Source organism: Micromonospora sp. NPDC049645 (assembly GCF_040675155.1).
GTDB lineage: Bacteria > Actinomycetota > Actinomycetes > Mycobacteriales > Micromonosporaceae > Micromonospora.
Genome location: NZ_JBFAOI010000005.1, coordinates 128177 through 149766 on the forward strand (window position 1 = coordinate 128177; position 21590 = coordinate 149766).

Genomic DNA, 21590 nt, shown 5'->3' on the forward strand with positions numbered 1-21590 from the left:
CACGAACCCGCGCCTGGAGACCCCGATGTCCACCCACGACTTCATCGCCATCGGGTTGGGCCCGTACAACCTGGGTCTGGCCTGCCTCACCGCGCCCATCGACGAGCTGGACGGGGTGTTCCTGGAGGCCCGGCCCAGCCTGGCCTGGCACCCCGGCATGCTGCTGGAGTCGGCCCGGTTGCAGACCCCGTTCATCGCGGACCTGGTCACCCTCGCCGACCCGACGTCGCCGTACTCCTTCCTCAACTACCTCAAGGAGATCGGCCGGCTCTACCCGTTCTACATCCGGGAGAGCTTCTACCCGCTGCGCAGCGAGTACGACGCGTACTGCCGGTGGGCGGCGGCGAAGCTGCCGAACCTGCGCTTCGGTCAGACCGTGACCACCGTGGAGTTCGACCCCACCGACGAGCGGTACGTGGTGCGGGCCGGCACGGGCGCGGGGGAGCGGGTCGAGTACCGGGCCCGACACCTGGTGCTCGGCACCGGCACCCCACCGCACCTGCCGGACGCCGTCGCCGGGCTGCCCGGCGACGCCGTGCACAACTCCCACTACCTGGAGCACCGGACGGCGCTGCGCACCAAGCGGAGCATCACCGTGGTGGGCAGCGGGCAGAGCGCCGCGGAGATCTACCACGACCTGCTCGGTGACATCGACCGGTACGGCTACCAGCTCAACTGGGTGACCCGGTCACCGCGGTTCTTCCCGCTCGAATACACCAAGCTGACGCTGGAGATGACCTCACCGGACTACGTGGACTACTTCCACGCGCTGCCGGAGGCGACCCGCTACCGGCTGGAGTCCGCGCAGAAGGGGCTGTTCAAGGGCATCAACGCGGACCTGATCAACGACATCTTCGACCTGCTCTACGCGCACAGCGTCGACGGACCGGTGAACACCCGGCTGCTCACCAACACCGAACTGGTCAGCGCCGACCACCGGGACGGGGAGTACACGCTGGGGTTGCGGCAGGTGGAGCAGGAGCGCGACTTCGCCCTGCGTACCGAGGGTCTCGTCCTGGCCACCGGCTACCACTACCGGGTGCCGGAGTTCCTCGCGCCGGTGCGCGACCGGATCCGCTGGGACGCGCACGGCCGCTTCGACGTGGCCCGCAACTACAGCATCGACCACAGCGGGCGGGGCATCTTCCTACAGAACGCCGGCACCCACACGCACAGCATCACCTCACCGGACCTCGGCATGGGCGCCTACCGCAACTCCTGGATCATCCGGGAGCTGCTCGGCCGGGAACACTACCCGGTCGAGAAGAGCATCACCTTCCAGGAGTTCGGGGTGTCGTCGTGACCACCGTCTTCGCCCGGGTGGACGACCGGCTCGGCGAGTTCGCGCTGCGGACCCTCGATCCGGACGTCGACGCCGCGCTGCTGCACGCCTGGGTGACCCACCCGAAGGCGGCGTTCTGGCTGATGCAGGACGCCGACGAGACCCAGGTGGCCGAGGAGTACCGGCGGATCGCCGAGCACCCGCACCACGACGCGTACCTCGGGCTGTGGCGGGGACGGCCCGCCTTCCTGGCCGAACGCTACGACCCGGCCCACGTCGAGCTGGTCGGCCGGTACGACCACCAGTCCGGTGACGTGGGCATGCACTTCCTCTGCGCGCCAGTCGACACGCCCGTGCACGGTTTCACCCGGGCGGTGATCGGCACCGTCATGGCGTGGCTCTTCGACGACCCGACGACCCGCCGGGTGGTGGTCGAGCCGGACGTGCGCAACACCGCCGTGCACGCGTTGAACGCCGCCGTCGGGTTCGAGGTCGTCGGCCCGATCGCCAAGCCGGAGAAGGACGCGCTGCTCAGCGTCTGCACCCGAGCCCAGTTCCAGGCCGCCGAGCGCGCCGACGCCGACCGCGCTGCCGCCACCCGAATCGAAGGAGCCCCGGCGTGACCACCACCGCCGTCCCCGCCCACCCGCCCGTCGCCGCCGCGTACCCCGCCTCCGGCGACCCGGTCGGGCATCTCACCCCGCAGCGCTGGGCCCGGGCCAACCGGCTGCTGGTCCGCAAGGCGCTCGCCGAGTTCACCCACGAGCGGCTGCTCAACCCGGAGGCCGTGTCCGGCCCCGACGACCGGCAGTGGTACGAGGTCCGCAGCGACGACGGCACGGTCACCTACCGGTTCGCGGCGCGGGTGTTCGCCCTGGCGCACTGGCAGATCGACGCGGACAGCATCACCCGACACCGCGACGGCGCCTCGCTGGCACCGGACGCGGTGGACCTCGTCCTCGAACTGCGCGACACCCTCGGGCTCTCCGCGCGGGTGCTCCCGGTCTACCTGGAGGAGATCACCTCGACGCTGGCGGGTACGGCGTACAAGCTGGCCCAGGCCGCGCCGAGCGCCGCCGAGCTGGCCGAGGCGGACTTCCAGACCATCGAGACCTCGATGACCGAGGGGCACCCCTGCTTCGTGGCCAACAACGGCCGGCTCGGCTTCGGTGTCGACGAGTACCACCGGTACGCCCCGGAGGCCGCCGCGCCGGTGCGGCTGGAGTGGCTGGCCGCGCACCGGGACCACTCGACGTTCAGCAGCGCCGCCGACCTGGACTACGACACGCTCATCGAGAGTGAGCTGGACGCCGAGACCCGGGCCCGGTTCGCGACGACGATGACCGGTCTCGGGCTGGACCTCGCCGACTACCACCTGATCCCGGCGCACCCGTGGCAGTGGTGGAACAAGCTGGCGGTCACCTTCGCCGGGGAGCTGGCCGAGCGGCGGCTGGTGCACCTCGGTCCGGGGCCGGACGTGTACCTCGCCCAGCAGTCCATCCGTACCTTCTTCAACGTCAGCCAGCCGGGGCGGCACTACGTCAAGACCGCGTTGTCGGTGCTGAACATGGGCTTCATGCGGGGGTTGTCGGCCGCGTACATGGCGGCCACCCCGGCGATCAACGACTGGTTGGCCGACCTGATCGCCGGTGACGAGGTGCTGACCGGCACCGGCCTGACCGTCATCCGGGAGCGGGCCGCGGTGGGTTACCGGCACCGGCAGTACGAGGCGGCGACCGACCGCACCTCCCCGTACCGCAAGATGTTGGCCGCCCTGTGGCGGGAGAGCCCGGTGCCCGACCTGGCGCCGGGGGAGCGGCTGTCCACCATGGCGGCGTTGCTGCACGTCGACGACCAGGGCGGCTCACTGGCGGCGGCGCTGATCGCCCGGTCGGGCCTGGCGCCCGAGGCGTGGCTGCGGCGCTACCTGGACGCCTACCTGACCCCGCTGCTGCACAGCTTCTACGCCCACGACCTGGCCTTCATGCCGCACGGTGAGAACGTCATCCTGGTTCTCGACGAACACGACACGGTCCAGCGGGTGATCTTCAAGGACATCGCCGAGGAGATCGCGGTGATGAGCGACGAGGTCGAGCTGCCGGCGGCGGTGGAGCGGATCCGCGTCGCGGTGCCCGACGACACCAAGCTGCTGACCATCTTCACCGACGTGGTGGACTGTTTCCTGCGGCACCTCAACGCGGTCCTGGTCGAGGCCGGTGTGCTCGCCGAGGACGACTTCTGGCGGACGGTCGCGGCCTGCGCCGCCGACTACTTCGCCCGGGTGCCGCACCTGGCCGAGCGGGTTCGCCAGTACGACCTGTTCGCCCCGGAGTTCACGCTGTCCTGCCTCAACCGGTTGCAGCTGCGCGACAACCAGCAGATGATCGACCTGGCCGACCCGTCGGCGGCGCTCCAGTTCGTCGGCACCCTCGCCAACCCGCTGGCCGCCCACGCCCCGGCGGGCTGAGGTGGTCGCGCCCGGTCAGCGCCCACGCCAGCGGGTGCGACCGGCGGAGGGTGGTTCTGAGCACCGGCTGAGTGAGCCGGTGGGTGACCGGCCGGGCCGGCGTCGGCTCAGTCGGTCGGCTCCGCGGTGCCGGCCCGCTGGACCGCGCGGGCCAGCTCGGCGAGGTCGAAGCCCTCGAAGTGCTGGAGGAACCGGCGGCGGACGGCAGCCAGGTGGCTGGGCCAGGACTCCTCCAGGCGGGCGAAGCCGGCGTCGGTGAGGACGGCGTTCCAGCCGCGCGCGTCCTCCGCGCACCGTTCCCGCCGGACCAGGCCCTGCGTCTCCAGCCGGATGATCGTGCGGGTCATTCCGCTCAGCGAGAGGTGGCAGAGCGCGGCGAGCTCGTTCATGCGCATCCGCCGGGTCGGTGTCTCGGAGAGGTTCATCAGCGCCGTGTACTCGGTGAGCGGCAGCTGACGGTCACCGACCATGTCGGCGTCGATCGCGCGGGGCAGGACGTGCATCACCTGGCCCAGGGCGCGGACCAGGGCCTCCTCGTCCGGGGTGAGAGGTTGCGGAGTCGCCGCGGAGGGGTCCGACATCCTCATATCATACTTGTTTGACTGAGCAAGTGGTTACCCTCAGTGTGACCACGCCCATAGAACGGATATTTGCTTGACCAATCAAGCAGTGGATAGCGTTCCCGACGTCAGGCAAGGACCTCCGAAAGGCGCCACACATGACCAGGATCGGGATCATCCTCGGCAGCACCCGCCCGGGGCGTAACGGCGAGGCCGTCGCCCGCTGGGTGCTCGAGATCGCCAAGCAGCGCTCCGACGCGGAGTACGAGCTGATCGACCTGCTCGACTACCAGCTGCCGCACCTCGACGAGGCGTACCCGCCCTCGATGGGCCAGTACACCCAGCCGCACACCAAGCGGTGGGCCGAGACCATCGCGTCGTTCGACGGGTTCGTGATGGTCACCCCCGAGTACAACCACTCGACCTCGGGCGCACTGAAGAACGCCATCGACTTCCTCTACGCCGAGTGGAACAACAAGGCCGTCGGCTTCGTCAGCTACGGCTCGGTCGGCGGGACGCGCGCCGTGGAGCACCTGCGGCTGATCTCCGGTGAGTTGCAGATGGCCGACGTGCGCTCGCAGGTCGCGCTGTCGCTCTTCACCGACTTCGAGAACTTCAGCGTCTTCAAGCCCAACCAGTTCCACCAGGACTCGCTGACCGCCACGCTCGACCAGGTCGTCGCCTGGAGCACCGCGCTCGCGCCGCTGCGCAAGGGCTGAGGCTCCGCGTTCTCCGGAAACGGCCACGGGGGATCCCGTGGCCGTTTCCGGGCGTTCAGGCCGCCCGGACGGTGCCGTCGGCGACGGCGCGCAGCTTGTCCGGGTTGGCGACGTTGTGAATGGTGGTGATCCGGCCGCCGGCGTCGAGATCGAAGGAGACGGTGGCGACCACCCGGCCCGCACCGCTGAACACCAGGCCCGGCCCGCCGTTGATCTCGACCAGCGCGGCGTGCATGTCGTGCGGCGCGACGCCCTGGTAGGTGACCGTGCCGATGGTCGCGAACCAGGCGGCAACCGTCTCCGCGCCCCTGATGGGTCGCAGGGCCTGGCGGACCTTACCGCCACCGTCGGTCCACAGTGTCACGTCGGGGGAGAGCAGTTCCAGCAGGGTGTTGATGTCCCCGCCGGTCGATGCGGCGAGGAACCGCTCGGTGACCCCACGCTGTTGCGACCGGTCCGCGGTGAAGCGCGGACGTTGGCCCCGCACATGTTCGCGGGCACGACGGGCGGTCTGACGGACCGCGGCCTCGGAGCGTTCCACCGCCACCGCGATCTCCGCGTGGCTGAACTCGAACACCTCCCGCAGGACGAACACGGCACGTTCGAGCGGGCTGAGCGTCTCCAGTACCACCAGCATCGCCATCGACACGGACTCGGCGTCGGCGATGACGTCGGCGGCGTCCCCGTCGGTGAGGATGGGCTCGGGCAACCACGGCCCCACATAGGTCTCGCGTTGCCGCCGGGCCGAGCGCAGGCGCTGCAGGGCGAGGTTCGACACGATCCGGGCGAGGTACGCCCTGGGGTCGGCGACCTGGGAGCGGTCGGCCGAGGACCAGCTGATCCAGGCGTCCTGCACCGCGTCCTCAGCATCGGCCGCGCTGCCGAGGATCCGGTAGGCCACCGAGAACAGCAGGTTGCGATGGCGGAGGAACACCTGCTCGTCGGTGTCCGGCGGGTGCGTCACCGGGCGTCCCGCAGGCGGCTGAAGCGCCCGCCGCGCGGCCAGAACGCACCGGAGGAGGGCAGCCGCGACATGCGGCGGTAGGTCGGCCAGGGCGAAGCGCTCACGGTCTCCTTGTACCAGACCGCGGTGCGCCCGGTCAGAAACCCTCGGCGAGGGCTGTCGTCGGGGCGGGTGAACTGCACGACCGCATCGTTGCGGCCCAGGCTGACCGGCGTGTGGTAGTAACCGAACCGGAACGGCCTGGGTCGCCTGCCCCGCAGCGTGCGGGCGATCGACACCGCCGCGTGCACACCGGTCGGCATCCCGCTCTGGCACGTGCCGTGCATAACCCCGTAGCCCTGTCGGATCGCGGCCGCGTCGCCGATCGCGTACACCTCGGGGTGCGACACCGACCGCAGGGTGGGGTCGGTGACGACACGACCGCGGTCGTCGACGGTCAGCCCGGCGGCGGTGGCCAGCGGCGTCACCCGGGTACCTCCGGTCCAGAGGACGACGTCCGCCGCCAGGGTCGCCGCGCCGGCCAGCTCGACCCCGCCGGGTCGCACCCTCGTGACCGCTGTTCCGGTGACGACCCGGACGCCGAGGCGGGTCAGCGCGGCCCGCAGGTACGCCCGGGCCTTCGGGTTCATGTTCGCGCCGGGATCCTGCTGGCCCACGAGTGTGACGAGGCACTCCGGGTGTCGTTCCGCGATCTCCGCAGCCGCCTCGACACCGGTCAACCCGCTGCCGACGACGACAACCGTGCCGGTGCCGAGCCGTGCCAGCCGGTCCGCCAGCGTGCCCGCGCCGCCCAGACTGTCCAGGGCGTACGCGTGCTCCTCGACGCCCGGGACCGCAGCCGTGTCGGTCACGCTGCCCAAGCCGTAGACCAGGGTGTCGTAGCGCAGCACCCGACTGTCGTCGATGCGGACCGTCCGCGTGTGGGCGTCGATCGCCGTCACCCAACCACGCTCGAACCGCGCGCCCGTCTCCGCCAGCAGCCGGGGAATGTTCATCTCGGCGAGCTGCTGCCCCGTCGCCGCCATGTGCAGCCGAAGGCGCTCGGTGAACCGCTCCCGCGCGTTGACGACGGTCACCTGCACGTCGGAGCGCCTGGTCCGCGCCGCGAGCTGGATCGCCGCGGCCATGCCCGCGTAGCCCGCGCCCAGGATCAGAACGCGGTGCGGGCCCGCCGGGACATCTCGATGCGATGTGCTCATTGTTTCGCCTCTCTGCTCGGATCGACGACCACGAGATGCGTGCCGCTCGTCGGTTCGTGACATCCGCTCGACGTGACGCCCGACACGGCCAGCGTCGGACGGTCGCGCTCACTACCCTTGACGCGATGAGCCGATCTGCCACCGCTGGTCGAGCCCCCCTCTGGCGGGACCGGACCTTCGGCACCTACTGGATCGCGCAGTCGCTGTCGGCGGCCGGCGACTCCTTCGCCTACCTGGCGGTGCCGCTGCTGGTGCTCCAGGCGACCGGGTCGGTGGCGCAGATGGGGCTGCTCACCGCCGTCGCGGGCGCGGCGTCCGTCGTCGCCGGGATCTTCGGCGGGGTGCTGGTCGACAGGTACGACCGTCGGACGCTGATGATCGTGGCGGACCTGACCCGGCTGGTGCTCTACGCCCTGGTGCCGCTGGCGTGGCTCGCCGGTCCGCAGGTCTGGTTGCTGTTCGTCGTGCTGCCGATCTGCGAGGCGGCCGGCATGCTGTTCCAGGTCGCCGCCGTGACCGCGGTACGCAACCTCGTCGACCCGGACCGGATCACCGAGGCCAACGGCCGGTTGCAGGCGACGTACGCGGCGGCGGGCGTCCTCGGCCCACTGCTCGCCGGTGTGGTGGCGGCCCGCTTCGGCCCGGCGACCGCCATCGCCGTCAACGCGGCGAGCTTCGTGCTCTCCGCGGGCGGCCTGTGGCTGATCCGACTGCGCCCCGTCCAGGTCGACGAGGCCGCTGCGGCGACCCGGCAGCGCCCGCTCGCCGAGTTTCTGGCCGGAGCGCGGTTCCTGTGGCGGCAGCCCGTGCTGCGCGCGCTGACCGTCCTGTTGTCGGTCTTCATCTTCCTCACCTACGGCTTCACCGACGTGCTGATCTACCACGTCACGCACGACCTCGGTGGCTCGGAGGGCACCGTCGGCACCGTTCTCGGCCTGGCGGCGTTGGGCACGGTCGCCGGGGCGTTGCTGGTGGCCCCGCTGCGTCGCCGTCGGGGTTTCGGCGCCACCTGGATCGGCGCGCACGCCATCTGCGGTTTCGCGGTGGCCGGCGTCGGGCTGGCGACGAGCGTGCCGTCGCTCACCCTGCTGACCGCCGTCTACCTGTGCTGCCTCAGTGTCGGTGGGATCTGTTCGATGTCGCTGCGCCAGGAGATCACCCCCGATCACCTGCTGGGCCGGGTCACGTCGGCGTTCTGGAGCACGCACTACGCCCTCGGCCCGGCCGGCGCCGTCGTGCTGACCTGGGCCGCCGGCCGGTACGGCGCGGCGGCGGTGCTGCTGATGGCGGGCGCGGGCTGCCTGCTGGTCGCGGTCGGTGGTCTGTTCACGCCGATCCGCCGCGCCGGCGCGGAGCCGCACGGTCCGTCTGCCACCACCGTGCCGGGTCGGGTTGGTCAGGCACCGGCGGACCAGCCGTCAACGGCCTGAGCCTGGCGGCCTGCCCCGCGGACGGGGCAGCTCGACAGGCATCGCGCGACACATCGCATCCGCCCGTCGCGGATGAGCATCCGCGAGACTCGTCCGGTCAGAACTCCTGGTACAGGACGTGCAGGCCGACCCGGCCGAGGGTCGGGTGCCGGAAGGCGCCGGGCACCGTGCCGACCACCGCGAAGCCCTCCCGCCGGTACAGCCGCACCGCCGACCGGTTGCTCTCCACCACGGCGTTGAACTGCATGCCGGCGTACCCCTGCCGGCGGGCCCAGGTCAGCGCGTCGCGACACAACGCGGTGCCCACGCCCCGGCCCCGGGCGTCGGCGGCGACCATGAAGCTCGCGGTGGACACGTGCGCGCCCGGCCCGGGTCGGTTGGTGCCCATCTTCGCGGTGCCGAGCACCCGGTCGCCGTCGACCGCCACGACGGTTCGCCCCGGCGCCGCCTCGACCCACATGCCGTACGACTGCTCGGCGGTCATCGTCGGGTCGTAGGGGAAGGTCTCCTGGGCCCGGATCACCTCCTCGACGATCGGCCACACCTGCGACCAGTCCTCGTCGACGAACTCCCGAATCAGCACGCAGCGCACCCTACGAGCGGTGGACCACACCGGCAACGGAGATTCGGTCTCAGGCGGTGCCGAGGGCGGCGATCTCCTCGTCGAGCAGGGCCGCCAGCCGGGCGTGCCGCCCGGGGTGGCTCCGTGCGGTCATGCCGCGACTGGGCATCTCCACCGTCATCAGCAGGTACAGGTGCAACCGGTACAGACCGAGCCGGCGGCGTGCCGAAGCGTCCAGGACCAGCGGCCCGCCGGCGGCCCGGTAGCCGCGCAGCAGCGGGTGCTCCGGCTCGTCCTCGACCCGCCGGAAGAGCAGCGGCGAGACCAGGTCCAGCAGCGGGTCGCCGTAGAGGAACCGTTCGCCGTCCACCAGACCGCACAACCGCAGCCGGCCGTCCGGGTCGGGCGCCGCCAGCACGTTGCCGTCCCAGCAGTCGAAGTGCAGCAGCGCGGGCCGGCGCACCTCGTCCAGCACGTCGGCGTGTCGCCGGACCAGCGCGCGCAGACGGTCCGGGGTCACCGGCAGGGCCACGCCCCACTCGGCCGCGTCGGCGAGGAGCGCGTCGAGCATCGCCGTGAACGCCGCCCGCCAGTTCGGCCCGCCGGCCCGGTCGTCGTCGTACCCGAACCGGTCGCCGGTCACCCGGTGCAACGCGGCGAGGGCCACCCCGAGGTCGTACCGGGCCGGGCCGTCGTCGATCGCGACGGCGTCCGTGGCCAGGTCGGACAGCGACCGGCCGGGCAGCATCGCGGTGACCAACCACTCGCCGTACGCCGGGTCGGTGCCATGGCGCAGCACCGGGGGGACGGGCACCTGCGGCGCCCGCCGCGCGACGAGCCGGAAGTATCGCGCCTCCGCGGCGCAGAGCCCGCGCTCGTAGCGCAGCAGCGGTGTCCCGGCCGGTGGGGCCAACTTCAGCACCACCCGTCGGTCGTCGTCGAGCAGCGCCCACCAGACCGTGGCGTACCCGCCGCCGGTCAGCGGACCGGTCTCCCGGACCCGGACGTCCGGCCCGAAGGACGCCGTGACCAGGTACGCCACCTCGGCGCCGGTGAGCAGCCGCTGGGTCGGGCTGACGCCGGTCACGACGCGGTGTCACCGCGCCGAGCGCGGGGCGCGGTGGCCCGGCCGGGCCGGGGGACGGGCCCGGCGGTGTCGCGGCGGACCAGCTCGGCGCCGAGCACCTCGACCCGGGGCGCCGGCGCCCCGGCGCCGAGCACCAGGGACATCGCCCGCACTCCCATGTCGACAAGCGGCAGGCGCACGGTGGTCAGCGCCGGGGTCACGTCCCGGGCGATCGGCATGTCGTCGAAACCCACCACCGAGACCTGCTGCGGCACGGCCAGCCCACGTGTGCGCAGGGTGGCGAGCGCGCCGATGGCCATCGAGTCGTTGAGCGCCACGATCGCGGTCAGCTCCGGGTCGGCGTCGAGGAGCCGGGCCGTCGCCTCGGCGCCGCCGTCCCGGTCGAACTCCGCGTACCGGATGCGCCGTTCCGGCAGCTCGCGGCCCTGCTCGGTGAGGGCCTGCCGGAGGCCGGCCAACCGGTCCGTGGTGGTGGTCAGGATGCGCGGGCCGGCGACCACGCCGATCGCCCGGTGCCCCAGACCGCACAGCTCGCGCCCGGCGAGGTAGCCGCCGGCCCGGTTGTCCGGCATCACCGCGTCGCCCGAGTGCTCGTGCCGGCCGATCACCGCCACCCGCCCACCGGTGGCCTCGTACGCGGCGAGCTTCTCGTTGAGCTGACGGGTGAACGCCTCGTCGTGGTAGCCGGAGCCGGCCAGGATCAGCGCCGCCACCTGGTGCCCGCGCAGCAACTCCACGTACTCCAACTCGCGGTCCGGGTCCCGGTAGCTGTTGCAGATCATCAGCAGCCGGCCCTGATCGGTGGCGACCCGTTGCAGGCCACGGGTGATCTCGGCGAAGTACGGGTCGGAGACGTCGTGCACGATCACGCCGACCGCGCTGCGGTGCGAGCGGGCCAGCAGTTGGGCGTGCGCGTTCGGCACGTACTGCAACTCGGCGACGGCGGCGAGCACCCGCTCGCGCAGCTCGTCGGTGACCGGCTTGCTGCTGCCGTTGATGACGCGGGAGGCGGTGGCGGGTGAGACGCCAGCCCGGCGGGCCACATCGGACAGGGTCGCCATGGCCCGCCCCCTCGATCTGTTGACGGCGTTTCGTCGTGCCGGCTAGCGTCACCGTACCGCAGAGAAAGCCCTTTCCCGCAGGGAGGCCCGGCCGTGTCCGAACGCTTCGCGGTACGTCAACTCGACGACCTGTCCGCGTTCCTGATCGAGCCGGGCTGCCGGCACCGGGCCATCGGCGACCGCGCCGCGCTGCTGGTGTCCCAGCCGGCCGCCGACGACACCGACGAGTACCTCGATGCCTGATCGGCCGGCACCGCTGCCCGGCGGGATCGGGGTGTCCCGGCTGCGCGTCTACGACACGGTGGCCTCGGACGGCCTGGTCGGCGGCACCCCGCACGTACACCTGTGCTGCACCGAGGGGTACGTGGTGACCGACGGCGAGGGCGCGGTGCAGACCCTCACCACGGCCGGCTTCCGGGAGACGCCGCTGCGCCCGGGGGTGGTGCTCTGGTTCGAGCCGGGGACCGTGCACCGCCTGGTCAACGGCGGCGGGTTGAGCATTGTGGTGCTCATGCAGAACAGCGGCCTGCCCGAGGCGGGCGACGCGGTGCTGACGTTTCCGCCCGAGGTGCTGGCCGACCCGGCCGCGTACGCCGCCGCGGCGGCGCTGCCCGACGGGGGAGCGCCGGGCGCGGACGTGCACGCCGCGTACCGCCGGCGGGATCTGGCGGTGCGCGGCTTCCAGGCGTTGCGGTCCGGCGGGCCGACGGCGCTGGCGGCGTTCCACGCCGCCGCGATCGCCCTGCGCCAGCCGATGCTGGCACGGTGGCGGCAGCGCTGGGAGGCCGGTGCGGGTCGGGCCGCCGCCGACACCGCCGGGCAGCTCGACGCCCTGGAACGGGGGGACCCCGCGCACCTGGGTGAGGCCGGGGTGTACGCGGTGGACGAACCGGTCGAGCGGGGCCGGCTGGGCATGTGTGGCCTGCTCGACACCTACCCGGCGGCCGGATGACGGTCCGCGCCGGCGTCGTCGGATCCAGGTCGGACCGGTGGGTGACCCACTCGGTTTCACTGAGATCGGGGTGTCCGCAGGCCGCCGACAGCCCGGTTTTCAGGAAGCCGAGTCGACTTCGGAGCGACCGGCACCCGCTGGGTCCGGCAATCGCCGGAATAGATCGAGGAAAGGCCTTGCCCGGCATCGAGGTGCCGCCTACGCTCCAGGAAAGCGTTTGCCTGATCCGCCGACCGGTCCGGTCAACGTCTGCCGTACCGGACCCCGAGGAGGTTCCGCGTGACCGAGAACTCTTTGGACACGGCGGGCCGGCAGGCCGCCGCCGAGGCGCCAGGCGGTGAGCGGCCGACCGTCTCCGCGCCCGCGCCGGGTCCCGCCGCGTCCACGGTGGCGGGACGGTCGGCCGGCGGCGGTGGTCGTCCACCCCGACCGACGCTCGGTCGTCGGGCGACGGCCTTCGCCGACTCGCTCTGGCGTCCGGCGCTGGTGCTGGGGGTCTTCTTCGTCGCCTGGTGGTTCGTCGCGGCCCGGGAGTACGTCCCGAACTACCTGGTGCCCACACCCGGCCAGGTCTGGGAGACGATGACCGGCCAGTGGTCCGAGCTGGCCCGGCACACCCTGGTCACCCTCTACGAGACGGTGCTCGGCTTCGTGCTGGCCGCCGCGTTGGGTCTGGTCACCGCGGTCGCCATCGCCTACTCCCGCACCCTGGACAAGGCGCTCTACCCGATCGTCCTGTTCGCACAGGTCATCCCGAAGATCGCCATCGCGCCGCTGCTCGTGGTCTGGTTCGGCCTCGGCCTCACCCCGAAGATCATCCTGGCGGTGCTCATCGCGTTCTTCCCGGTGGTCATCTCCGGCGTGGCCGGGTTGCGCTCCACCGACCCGGAACTGCTCGACCTCGCCGCCACCATGGGCGCCGGGCCGTGGCGCACCTTCCGCAAGATCCGCTTTCCGAACGCGTTGCCGCACCTGATGGCCGGCCTGAAGGTGGCCGTCACCCTCGCCGTGGTCGGCGCCGTGGTCGGTGAGTTCGTCGGCGCCAGCGAAGGGCTCGGCTACGTCCTGTTGCTGGCCAACGGCAACCTCGACGCCCCACTGCTGTTCGCCGACCTGATCCTGATGTCCGCCATCGGCATCGTCCTGTTCGTCCTGGTGGAGATCGCCGAGGCACTGCTCATCCCGTGGCACGCCAGCCGCCGGGCCGGCGTGTCCCTCACCACCTCCTGACCGACCCCATCACGGAGGCACCGATGAAACGCACCGCCGCCACCATCCTGGCCACCGCCGCCCTGCTCCTCGCCACCACCGGCTGCGGTGGGGACGACCCCGCCGGCAGCACCAACGCCGACGGCAGCAAGCAGGTCACCCTCACCCTCAACTGGGTGCCCTACGGCGAGCACGCCCCCTTCTACTACGGCCTCCAGAAGGGCTACTACTCCGCCGAGGGCATCGACCTGAAGATCCTGCCCGGCAACGGCTCGGGCAACACCGTCAAGCAGGTCGCCCAGAAACAGACCGACTTCGGCTGGGCGGACAGCCCGGTGCTGCTCAAGTCGGTGGCCAGTGGAATGCCGGTGCGCAGCCTCGGCGCGTACCTGGAGAAGGGCCCCTCCTCGGTGGAGTTCTTCACCGAGAAGAACATCAAGACCCCGGCCGACCTCAAGGGCAAGACCGTCGGTGGCACCCCCGGTGACGCCCTCTACGCCACCTTCCCGGCCTGGCTGGAGAAGAACGGCCTGAAGAAGGACGACGTCAAGGTGGTCAACGTCGACGCCGCCGGCAAGATCGCCGCCCTGGCCGAGGGCAAGGTCGACGCCATCATGGGCTTCTTCCACGACCAGGCGCCCACCATCGAGAGCAAGACCGGCAAGAAGGTCGACGTGCTGCTCTTCGCCGACTACGGGATGAACCTGCTCGGCACCGGCCTGATCGCCAACACCCAGACCCTGCAGAAGGACCCGGAGCTGGCCCGCAAGTTCGTCCGGGCCACCCAGAAGTCCTGGGCCGACGCCGCCCGGGACCCGGCCGGCGCGGTGAGCGCGATGGCGGCCCTGGCCGAGAACGAGCCGGCGCCCGAGGTGCTCACCAAGCAGCTCACCCTCAACCTGCCGCTGATCGGCGCGGACGGCCCGCCCGGGGTGAACACCGAGGCCCAGTGGACCGAGACCATCGACCTGATGTCCCGCTACGCGGAGCTGAAAGACCCGGGCGCGCCCAACGCGTACTGGGACGCCTCGTACGCGGCGCAGGGGTGACCCGGTGACCGCCGCGCCGGCAGCCACCGGCACCGCCATCGGGATGTCCGGGCTGACCGTCCGGTTCACCACCCGGCGGTCGCAGACCACCGCGCTGGACGACGTGTCGCTGGACATCGAGCCCGGCGAGTTCGTCACGATCGTCGGCCCGTCCGGTTGCGGCAAGTCCACCCTGCTGAAGATCGTGGCGGGGTTGGTCAAGCCGACCAGCGGCGAGGTGTCGCTGCTGGAACGCCCGGTGCGTGGGCCGCAGAAGGAGATCGGTTTCGTCTTCCAGAAGGCCGCGCTGCTGGAGTGGCGCGGCGCGCGGGCCAACATCCTGCTCCAGGCCGAGATGCGCGGCATGGATCGGGCCCAGGCCGCCCGGCGCGCCGACGAGCTGATCGAGATGACCGGGCTGACCGGCTTCGAGAAGGCGTTGCCGCACGAGCTGTCCGGTGGCATGCAGCAGCGGGTGGCGCTCTGCCGCGCACTGCTGCACTCCCCACCGGTGCTGCTCATGGACGAACCGTTCGGCGCCCTGGACGCGCTGACCCGGGAGCAGATGAACGCCGAGCTGCACCGGATCTGGCGGGAGACCGGCACCACGGTGGTGCTGGTAACCCACTCCATCGCCGAGGCGGTCTTCCTCGGCACCCGGGTCGTCGTGATGAGTCCCCGGCCCGGCCGGATCATCCGCACCTTCCCGGTCGAGCTGCCGACGCACCGCGACTACGCCCAGGTGATGTCGGATTCCCGTTTCGACCGGCTCGCCACCGACCTGCGTGGGTTGCTCGGCAGCGCGGCCGCCAACCACTGAGCGCGGATCGGCACGACCAGCACGACGGAAGGAACACCATGACCCGCAGGTCGATCGGCATCATCGTCAACGGCGTGACCGGACGGATGGGCTACCGGCAGCACCTCGTCCGCTCGCTGCTGGCCATCCGCGAATCCGGTGGCGTGGCGTTGGCCGACGGCACCACCATCTGGCCGGAACCGGTCCTGGTCGGCCGCAACGAGACGAAGCTCCGGGAGATCGCCGAGCGGCACGGGCTGACCGACTGGACCACCGACCTGACCTCCGCGTTGGCCCGCGACGACGTCGAGGTCTACTTCGACGCGCAGGTCACCCAGCAGCGGGAGAAGGCGATCAGGCAGGCCATCGAGGCCGGCAAGCACATCTACACGGAGAAGCCCCTGGCCGAGGACACCGCGGCCGCGCTCGACCTGGCCCGGGCGGCGGAGGCTGCCGGCGTACGCACCGGTGTGGTGCAGGACAAGCTGTTCCTGCCCGGTCTGCGCAAGCTCAAGCGCCTCGTCGACGGCGGCTTCTTCGGTCGGATCATCTCGGTGCGCGGCGAGTTCGGGTACTGGGTCTTCGAGGGTGACTGGCAGCCCGCCCAGCGGCCGTCGTGGAACTACCGGGTGGAGGACGGCGGTGGGATCGTGGTCGACATGTTCCCGCACTGGCACTACGTGTTGGAGGAGCTGTTCGGCCGGGTCACGGCGGTCACCTGCCTGATCGCCACGCACATGCCCGAGCGGGTCGACGAGACCGGCCAGGCGTACCCGGCCACCGCCGACGACGCCGCGTACGCCATCTTCGAACTCGACGGCGGGGTCATCGCCCAGATCAACTCGTCCTGGACCGTGCGGGTGTACCGCGACGAGCTGGTGGAGTTCCAGGTCGACGGCACCGAGGGCAGCGCGATCGCCGGCCTGCGCAACTGCCGGGTGCAGCACCGGGCGGTCACCCCGAAGCCGGTGTGGAACCCGGACCTGCCGGCCACCGAGGACTTCCGCGCCCAGTGGGCCGAGGTGCCCGACAACGAGGAGTTCGACAACGGCTTCAAGGTGCAGTGGGAGGCGTATCTGCGGCACGTCGTGGCCGGTGAGCCGTTCCGGTGGGACTTCCTGGCCGGAGCGCGCGGGGTGCAGCTCGCCGAGCTGGGGCTGCGCTCGGCCCGCGAGGGCGGTCGTGTCGAGGTGCCGGAGCTTCACCGGTGAGCGCGAGGAGTGAGCCGGGTTTGCGAGCCCCGCAGTCGCGAACGAAAGGAGGGCCCGGTGAGCGCGAGGAGTGAGCCGGGTTTGCGAGCCCCGCAGTCGCGAACGAAAGGTGGCCCGGTGACGGCGGAGGTGACACTGCCCGGTGGACGGCGGTACCGACTGGCCGGGGGGAGCGGCTTCGCCCGGCCGGGTGCGGCGGCGACCAGCCGGATCGCGTACGCCGCCGCGCACGTGGTCGCCGACCCGAGCGGGGAGAACGTGCCGGGCGCCCCGGCGGCGGTGGACTGGGACACCACCCTCGCCTTCCGGCGGCACCTGTGGTCGTACGGGCTGGGGGTCGCTGAGGCGATGGACACCGCCCAGCGGGGGATGGGGTTGGACTACCCGGCCACCCGGGAGTTGATCCGGCGCAGCGCCGCCGAGGCCCGCGCGGTGGGCGGGCGGATCGTCGCCGGGGTCGGCACGGACCAGCTGCCGGCCGGGCCGGCCACCCTGGCGGCGGTCACCGCGGCGTACGCCGAGCAGCTCGACGACGTCCGCGCGGCCGGGGCCCGGCCGGTGCTGATGTGCAGCCGGCACCTGGCCGCCGCCGCGCGCGGCCCGGAGGACTACCTGCGGGTGTACGACGAGTTGCTGGGCGTCGCCGACGAACCGGTGGTGCTGCACTGGCTGGGTCCGATGTTCGACCCGGCGTTGAGCGGCTACTGGGGTGCGGTCGACCTGGACCTGGCCGCCGACACGGTGATCGAGCTGATCAAGGCGCACCAGTCGCGGGTGGACGGCATCAAGGTGTCGCTGCTGGACGCCGGCCGAGAGATCGCGTTGCGCCGTCGCCTGCCGGCCGGGGTGCGCCTCTACACCGGTGACGACTTCCACTACCCGGAGCTGATCCGGGGTGACGAGGTGGGTCACTCCGACGCGCTGCTCGGGGTGTTCGCGGCCATCGCGCCGGCCGCCGCCGCCGCGCTGGCCGCCCTGGACCGGGGCGACCTGACGACGTACGACGAGGTCTTCGCGCCCACCGTGCCGCTGGCCCGACACCTGTTCGCGGCGCCGACCTGGCATTACAAGACGGGGATCGTGTTCCTGGCCTGGCTGGCCGGTCACCAGGACCATTTCACGATGGTCGGCGGCGCGCAGTCCGGCCGGTCTCCGGCGCACCTGGCCACCCTGCTCACCCTGGCCGACGAGGCCGGGCTGCTGCCCGACGCGGACCTGGCCGCCGCGCGTGCCCGGGCGTTCTTCAGGGTGGCGGGAGTGGCCCAGTGAGCGCGAGGAGTGAGCCGGGGTTGCGAGCCCCGCAGTCGCGAGCGAAAGGCAACCCAGTGAGCGCGAGGAGTGAGCCGGGGTTGCGAGCCCCGCAGTCGCGAGCGAAAGGCAACCCAGTGAGCGCGAGGAGTGAGCCGGGTTTGCGAGCCCCGCAGTCGCGAGCGAAGACCGAGCCAGCGAGCCTCGCGCGGTTTTCGTTCAACCAGGCCACCGCCCAGGGCTGGCCGTTGCCGGAGGTGGTGGCCGGGTGCGTGGCGGCCGGCGTGCCGGGCATCGGGTTGTGGCGGGAGCCGGTGGCCGAGTACGGGTTGGCCCGTTCGGCGAAGCTGGTCCGCGACGCCGGCCTCGCCGTCACGTCGTTGTGCCGGGGCGGGTTCTTCTCCGCCGCGGACTGGCGTGCGGAGAACCTGCGGGCCATCGACGAGGCGGCCGCCCTCGGGGCCCCGGAGTTGGTGCTGGTCTCCGGTGGGCTGCCGGCCGGCAGCCGGGACATCGACGGTGCCCGGCGTCGGGTCGGCGACGCGATCGGTGAGTTGGCCCCGCACGCGGCGGCGGCCGGGGTGCGGCTGGCCATCGAACCGCTGCACCCGATGTTCGCCGCCGACCGGTGTGTGATCGCCACCCTCGGTCAGGCGTTGGACATCGCGGAGCGGTTCGACCCCACGGTGGTCGGTGTGGTCGTGGACGCGTACCACGTGTGGTGGGACGACACCGTGTACGCGCAGATCGCGCGGGCCGCCGACCGGATCGCCGCGTTCCAGGTCTGCGATTGGGTGACCCCGCTGCCGGAGGGGGTGCTGCTCGGCCGCGCGTTGCCCGGCGAGGGCTGCATCGAGCTGCGCCGGTTGCGCGAGGCGGTCGACGCCGCCGGTTACGTCGGTCCGATCGAGGTGGAGGTCTTCTCCGCCGAGGTGTGGGCGCGTCCGGGCGCGGAGGTGCTCGACGCGGCGATCGCCGGCTACCTACGTCACGTTGCCTGAGGTCACCGAGCGGCGGTGGCCGGCGGCGGTCGGCGCGTGGCTGGGCATCGGCACGGCGCCCGCGACGCTGGTGCTCGGCGCGGCGATGGCCGCCCGGCACGACGGCGCGGTGCCGGTGGGCGGGCTGCTGGTTGGTGGGGCGCTGATGGCGGCGCTGCTCTGGGGGCAGGGCCGGATCGGTCTGCGCCGGCCGCTGGGCGACGGCGGCACATTGACCGCGGTGCTACCCGCGTATCTGGGGGACACCTCGCGGCTGTTGCTGGCGGCGGTGCTGGCCGGGTCGATGGTCGGCTGGAACGGATTCAACGTCGGGCTGGGTGGGGCCTCGCTTGCCGCGCTGACCGGCCTGCCGGGCTGGGCCGGGCCGGTGCTGCTGGAAGCGGCGGTCCTCGCCGTCTCGTGGGCGCCGGCCCGGCTCGGCAATCGGGTGGCGGTGCTCACCACCCTCAGCGCCGTGGTGTTGGTCGGCTGGTGCCTGACCGTCCTGCCGCCACCTGGAGCGCCGGTCCGCCTGGCCGCCGGCGGGCTCGCCGACGCATCCGCGTTGATCGGGTACGCGGCCGTGTTCGCGTTGCGCGCGCCGGATTTCAGTGTGGGTCTTGCCCGGCGGCGGGATCTGGTCTGGTGTGTGGGACTGCTGATCGGGCCGGCGTTGCTCGGGGTGCTCGCCGGTGCCGGTCTGTGGCTGCGGACCGGCTCGGCCGACGTGGTGGCGTTGCTCGCCGCCGGGTCGGGGCTGGCGGCGTACGCCAATCTGTTCGTCGCGGTGGCGGTGTTCGCGGCGGCGTTGACCACCACGTACTCCGGAGCGTTGGCGATCCGCGGTCTTGCGCCGCGGGTGCCGGCCCGGGTGGCGATGCTCGCCGTCGCGGTGCTCGGCGGGATCCTCGCCGTGGCGCGGTTCGACCGTCTGGTGCTGCCCTGGCTGACCCTGTTGGCCGCCGCGCTGCCGGTGCTGGTGGTGCCGATGGCCGTGGAGGCGGCGGCGCGTCGGCGCGGTCGCGCCCCGCGTACCGTGCCCGCCTGGTGTTGGGTGCCGCCGGCGCTGCTCGCGGTGGCGTGCGCGCTCGCCGGGGTGGGCGTCGCCCCACTGCTCGGACTGGCCCTCGCCGGGGTGTGCACCCTGCTCTGGCGCCGCCGGGGAGATGCGGCCCGGGCGGCGCCTAGGCTGCGGCGGGGATGACGGCGTCGATGAGGTGCGGGCCCGGCTGGTGCAGTGCCTGGGTGAGTTGTTCCGCGAGTTGCTCGGCGGTGGTGGCGCGGCTGGCCGGCATGCCGAACGCGCTGGCCAGCCCGACGAAGTCGATCTGCGGGTTGGCCAGGTCGAAGAGCGGGTTGCCGCCCGGATCGACGGAGCTGGGGCGGTTGCTGAAGTATTTCCACTCCTGCCGCAGGATCGCGTACGAGCGGTTGTTGAGGATCACGTTGGTGACGTTCAGCTGCTCGCGGACCTGGGTCCACAGCGCGGTGAGCGTGTACATGGCGCAGCCGTCGGCCACCAGCGCCAGCACCGGCCGGTCGGGTGCGGCGACGGCGGCGCCGACGGCCAGGGGGAGGCCGTCGCCCATCGCGCCACCGGTCTGCATGAGCACGTCGTGCCGTGCGGATCCCGCGGTGGCGGTCGCCAGAGTGGTGCCGGAGCTGACGCTCTCGTCGATGACGATGGCCCGCTCGGGTAGCAGGGCCGCGACGACGTCGGCCCAGTTCTGCAGGGTGAGCGGGCCGCTGGGCAGGGCTGGACGGTGCGGTTCGGTGACCGGAGCGGACGTGTCCGGTGCCACCAGGTCGGCGAGTCGGTCGAGCGCGGCGACCGCGTCCTGGCCGACCTCGGCCAGGATGTGTGTCTGCGCGCCCTCGGGCACGAGCAGGCTCGGCTGGTTGGAGTAGGCGAAGAAGGAGACGGGCGCCTTGGTGCCCGCGACGACGAGGTGCCGTACCCCGTGGAGTTGTTTGAGCACCTGGTCCGGGTAGAAGCCGAGTCGGGGAAAGGAGGGCAGGCCCGCGCCGTGTTCGACCCGGTTGGAGTAGAGCTCCTGGAACACCCGGGCGCCGGTCGCGGCGGCGATGCGTCCTGCCGCCAGGAGGCCCGTCTCGCAGAGAGCCGTGCCGCCGATGAGCAGAGCGGTCGCCTCACCTCCGCGAAGAACGTCCGCGATCTGTGTGCTCACCTGCGCGGGCACGGCCGGGGCCGAACGGGGTTGGGCGGGCGCGCCGACCACGGCGGCCGCGTCCGACCAGGACACGTCGGCCGGCATGATCACGGTGGCGATCTGCCCGGGGGGTTCCAGCGCGGCGGCGAGGGTGGCAGCGCCGTCGGGGCCGGCGCCGGCCGGGTCCTCGGGACGGCGGACCGGGCCACGCAGCCAGCCGCCCAGGGCGGCGATGTCCGAGTTCAACGGGGGGTCGAAGGCGGTGTGGAAGGTGGCGTGGTCTCCGATGATGTTCACCACCGGCGAGTTGGCGCGTCGACTGTTGTGCAGGTTGGTCAGGCCGTACGCGAACCCGGGCCCCAGGTGCAGCAGCGTCGCGGCGGGTTTGCCCGCGATGCGGGCGTAACCGTCGGCCGCGCCGGTGACCACGCCCTCGAAGAGCGCGAGCACACCGCGCAGTTCCGGAACCGACTCCAGCGCCCCGACCAGGTGCAGTTCGGTGGTGCCGGGGTTGGTGAAGAGCACCTCCACCCCGCCGTCGGCAAGTGTTCGCAGCAGTGCCTCAGCGCCGTTCACGCACATCACCTCATTGCCAAAATTAGTATCGATTCGATACTAAACGCGCATTTCGGACTGGTGCTGTTAGGTTGGAAAAAGTAGC

The 21590-nt window shown here is 72.1% G+C and carries 21 protein-coding genes; 14 read left to right on the top strand and 7 right to left on the bottom strand.

Annotation, left to right across the window (positions count from 1 at the left end; all coding sequences use genetic code 11):
* Window positions 1-25 precede the first annotated feature (25 nt).
* The 3 genes from AB0J33_RS14240 to AB0J33_RS14250 are packed head-to-tail and all read left to right on the top strand — an operon-like array spanning window position 26 to window position 3749.
* On the top strand, window positions 26-1303 hold the full coding sequence (locus AB0J33_RS14240; RefSeq protein WP_363613919.1) for a SidA/IucD/PvdA family monooxygenase: 1278 nt from the start codon (window positions 26-28) through the stop codon (window positions 1301-1303).
* On the top strand, window positions 1300-1905 hold the full coding sequence (locus AB0J33_RS14245; protein ID WP_363613436.1) for a GNAT family N-acetyltransferase: 606 nt from the start codon (window positions 1300-1302) through the stop codon (window positions 1903-1905). The genes AB0J33_RS14240 and AB0J33_RS14245 overlap by 4 nt, the downstream gene beginning before the upstream one ends.
* On the top strand, window positions 1902-3749 hold the full coding sequence (locus AB0J33_RS14250) for an IucA/IucC family siderophore biosynthesis protein (protein WP_363613438.1): 1848 nt from the start codon (window positions 1902-1904) through the stop codon (window positions 3747-3749). Before AB0J33_RS14245 ends, AB0J33_RS14250 begins: the two co-directional genes overlap by 4 nt.
* Before the next feature lie 107 nt (window positions 3750-3856).
* On the opposite strand, the gene AB0J33_RS14255 is transcribed toward AB0J33_RS14250, so the two are convergent.
* Window positions 3857-4330, bottom strand: coding sequence for a MarR family winged helix-turn-helix transcriptional regulator (locus tag AB0J33_RS14255; protein ID WP_363613440.1), 474 nt, complete (start codon window positions 4328-4330; stop codon window positions 3857-3859).
* Window positions 4331-4467: 137 nt separating this feature from the next.
* On the opposite strand from AB0J33_RS14255, the gene AB0J33_RS14260 reads away from it, so the two are divergent.
* Complete coding sequence (locus AB0J33_RS14260) at window positions 4468-5028, top strand: NAD(P)H-dependent oxidoreductase (RefSeq protein WP_238681303.1); 561 nt, start codon at window positions 4468-4470, stop codon at window positions 5026-5028.
* Between the two features lie 55 nt (window positions 5029-5083).
* Here AB0J33_RS14260 and AB0J33_RS14265 read toward each other — a convergent pair whose 3' ends face one another.
* On the bottom strand, window positions 5084-5992 hold the full coding sequence (locus AB0J33_RS14265; protein ID WP_363613442.1) for an RNA polymerase sigma-70 factor: 909 nt from the start codon (window positions 5990-5992) through the stop codon (window positions 5084-5086).
* Window positions 5989-7191 (bottom strand): FAD-dependent oxidoreductase, encoded by a 1203-nt coding sequence (locus AB0J33_RS14270; protein WP_363613444.1) that lies wholly within the window; start codon window positions 7189-7191, stop codon window positions 5989-5991. Before AB0J33_RS14270 ends, AB0J33_RS14265 begins: the two co-directional genes overlap by 4 nt.
* A 125-nt stretch (window positions 7192-7316) precedes the next feature.
* Between AB0J33_RS14270 and AB0J33_RS14275 the strand changes: the two genes are divergently transcribed.
* Complete coding sequence (locus AB0J33_RS14275) at window positions 7317-8621, top strand: MFS transporter (protein WP_363613446.1); 1305 nt, start codon at window positions 7317-7319, stop codon at window positions 8619-8621.
* 97 nt (window positions 8622-8718) lie between these two features.
* Here the strand turns inward: AB0J33_RS14275 and AB0J33_RS14280 are convergent, their stop codons facing one another.
* From AB0J33_RS14280 to AB0J33_RS14290, 3 genes are read right to left on the bottom strand one after another with little or no spacing between them, the layout of a single operon-like run.
* Window positions 8719-9204: a GNAT family N-acetyltransferase gene (locus AB0J33_RS14280; RefSeq protein WP_363613448.1), complete on the bottom strand. Its 486-nt coding sequence runs from the start codon at window positions 9202-9204 to the stop codon at window positions 8719-8721.
* A gap of 49 nt (window positions 9205-9253) precedes the next feature.
* Window positions 9254-10270, bottom strand: coding sequence for an aminoglycoside phosphotransferase family protein (locus AB0J33_RS14285; protein WP_363613450.1), 1017 nt, complete (start codon window positions 10268-10270; stop codon window positions 9254-9256).
* On the bottom strand, window positions 10267-11331 hold the full coding sequence (locus tag AB0J33_RS14290; RefSeq protein WP_363613452.1) for a LacI family DNA-binding transcriptional regulator: 1065 nt from the start codon (window positions 11329-11331) through the stop codon (window positions 10267-10269). Before AB0J33_RS14290 ends, AB0J33_RS14285 begins: the two co-directional genes overlap by 4 nt.
* A 93-nt stretch (window positions 11332-11424) precedes the next feature.
* Here AB0J33_RS14290 and AB0J33_RS14295 point away from each other — a divergent pair, with 93 nt between their 5' ends.
* The 9 genes from AB0J33_RS14295 (at window position 11425) to AB0J33_RS14335 (ending at window position 19962) form a co-directional block, all read left to right on the top strand.
* Window positions 11425-11574: a hypothetical protein gene (locus AB0J33_RS14295; RefSeq protein WP_363613454.1), complete on the top strand. Its 150-nt coding sequence runs from the start codon at window positions 11425-11427 to the stop codon at window positions 11572-11574.
* Window positions 11567-12283 carry a cupin gene (locus AB0J33_RS14300; protein WP_363613456.1) on the top strand — a complete coding sequence of 239 codons (717 nt, stop codon included), beginning with the start codon at window positions 11567-11569 and terminating at the stop codon, window positions 12281-12283. The genes AB0J33_RS14295 and AB0J33_RS14300 overlap by 8 nt, the downstream gene beginning before the upstream one ends.
* Before the next feature lie 279 nt (window positions 12284-12562).
* Window positions 12563-13513: an ABC transporter permease gene (locus AB0J33_RS14305; protein WP_363613458.1), complete on the top strand. Its 951-nt coding sequence runs from the start codon at window positions 12563-12565 to the stop codon at window positions 13511-13513.
* A 23-nt stretch (window positions 13514-13536) separates the two neighbouring features.
* Window positions 13537-14541: an ABC transporter substrate-binding protein gene (locus AB0J33_RS14310; protein ID WP_363613460.1), complete on the top strand. Its 1005-nt coding sequence runs from the start codon at window positions 13537-13539 to the stop codon at window positions 14539-14541.
* A gap of 4 nt (window positions 14542-14545) precedes the next feature.
* A complete protein-coding gene (locus AB0J33_RS14315) occupies window positions 14546-15340 on the top strand; it encodes an ABC transporter ATP-binding protein (protein ID WP_363613462.1) in 795 nt (264 codons plus the stop codon).
* A gap of 38 nt (window positions 15341-15378) precedes the next feature.
* Window positions 15379-16530 (top strand): Gfo/Idh/MocA family oxidoreductase, encoded by a 1152-nt coding sequence (locus AB0J33_RS14320; RefSeq protein ID WP_363613464.1) that lies wholly within the window; start codon window positions 15379-15381, stop codon window positions 16528-16530.
* Between the two features lie 117 nt (window positions 16531-16647).
* Window positions 16648-17799: a dihydrodipicolinate synthase family protein gene (locus AB0J33_RS14325; RefSeq protein WP_363613466.1), complete on the top strand. Its 1152-nt coding sequence runs from the start codon at window positions 16648-16650 to the stop codon at window positions 17797-17799.
* Window positions 17800-17939: 140 nt separating this feature from the next.
* Window positions 17940-18779 (top strand): sugar phosphate isomerase/epimerase family protein, encoded by an 840-nt coding sequence (locus AB0J33_RS14330; RefSeq protein WP_363613468.1) that lies wholly within the window; start codon window positions 17940-17942, stop codon window positions 18777-18779.
* A complete protein-coding gene (locus AB0J33_RS14335) occupies window positions 18772-19962 on the top strand; it encodes a hypothetical protein (RefSeq protein ID WP_363613470.1) in 1191 nt (396 codons plus the stop codon). Before AB0J33_RS14330 ends, AB0J33_RS14335 begins: the two co-directional genes overlap by 8 nt.
* On the opposite strand, the gene AB0J33_RS14340 is transcribed toward AB0J33_RS14335, so the two are convergent.
* Window positions 19943-21511, bottom strand: a complete 1569-nt coding sequence (locus tag AB0J33_RS14340; protein ID WP_363613472.1) for an acetolactate synthase large subunit — start codon at window positions 21509-21511, stop codon at window positions 19943-19945. The genes AB0J33_RS14335 and AB0J33_RS14340 overlap by 20 nt on opposite strands.
* Window positions 21512-21590 lie beyond the last annotated feature (79 nt).